The sequence below is a fragment of the Kineococcus indalonis genome (genome assembly GCF_009906395.1).
Lineage (GTDB): Bacteria > Actinomycetota > Actinomycetes > Actinomycetales > Kineococcaceae > Kineococcus > Kineococcus indalonis.
The window spans coordinates 1-1,152 of record NZ_JAAALM010000826.1; the positions used below are offsets into that span (position 1 = coordinate 1).

Sequence of the window (1,152 nt, forward strand, 5' to 3'; positions counted from 1 at the left end):
GGTGCTGGCCGCGGCCGGGGCGGGGGCGGGGGCGGTGCTCGCCGGCCTCGACGGGCCGCCTCAGCGGCGCAGCAGGTAGAAGCGCAGGAAGGAGAAGCCCTCCACGGGCAGGGCGTCCACGCCCGCGAAGCCGGCGGCGCGGGCGTAGCCCTCCAGCACGGGGCGGCGCATCACGGTGCCCGTGCCGGCGGAGGCGGGCCCGGCGGAGAGCCCGTCGGGCAGGCACACGAGCAGGCTGAAGCCGTACATGAGGCGCTCGACGTCGTCGCCGGGGGCGGTGAACTCCTCGGCCACCGCCTCGTCCACGACGACGACGGCGCCGTCGGGGCGCACGGCGCGGCGCACGGCGCCCAGGACGCCGACGGGGTCGGGCAGGTCGTGCACGCACTCGGCGGCGAGGGCGAGGTCGAAGGCGCCGTCCTCGTCGAGGGCGGCGGCGTCGGCGAGCCGGAAGGCGACGCGGTCGGCGACGCCGGCGTCGGCGGCGTGCGCGCGGGCGGCGTGCAGGGAGGCGGCGTCCACGTCGACGCCGAGCACCCGGGCGCCGGGGTGGGCGAGCGCGAGGGCGATCGAGGACCAGCCGGCGCCGCAGCCGACGTCGAGGACGCGGGCGCCGGGGCGGGCCAGGGCCTCGCGCGCCCGCGGCACCTGCGCCAGCGCGCCGGGCAGGGCGTGCAGGAACCAGGGGCGGTTGAGGTCGGCCTGCGACTCGCGGGCGTCGGCGCCGAGCCGCTCCCAGCTGACCCCGCCGCCGTGGCGGTAGGCGTGCAGCAGCTCGGGCAGGTGCGCGGCGGCGGCGGCGAGCATGCGCGGCAGGGGCGCGAGGTGGGCCAGGCTGTCGGGGTCGGTGAGGACCTCGGCGGCGCCCGGGGGCAGCGCGTAGCGGCGCCCGCCGGGGGCCGGGTCGGCCCGCAGCAGGCCCGCGACGGCCTGCTGCTCCAGCCACTCGCGGGCGTAGCGCTCGCGGGTGCCGGTGCGGGCGGCGAGCTCGGCGGGGGTGGTCGGGCCGTGCGCGCGCAGGTCGCGGTACCAGCCCAGGCGGTCGCCGAGGTAGACGCTCAGGGCCTCGAAGCCGCCGAGGACGGCCTCCAGGACGCGTTCGGCGACGGCGTCGGCGCCCGGCGCGCCGGCGGGGGGCGCGGTCGCGGAGGG

The 1,152-nt window shown here is 80.9% G+C and carries 1 protein-coding gene; it reads right to left on the minus strand.

Features of this window, described 5'->3' with window-relative positions; all coding sequences use genetic code 11:
- Positions 1 to 60: 60 nt before the first annotated feature.
- A complete protein-coding gene (locus GTR00_RS21380; RefSeq protein WP_166613515.1) occupies positions 61 to 1,092 on the minus strand; it encodes a class I SAM-dependent methyltransferase in 1,032 nt (343 codons plus the stop codon).
- Positions 1,093 to 1,152: the final 60 nt, after the last annotated feature.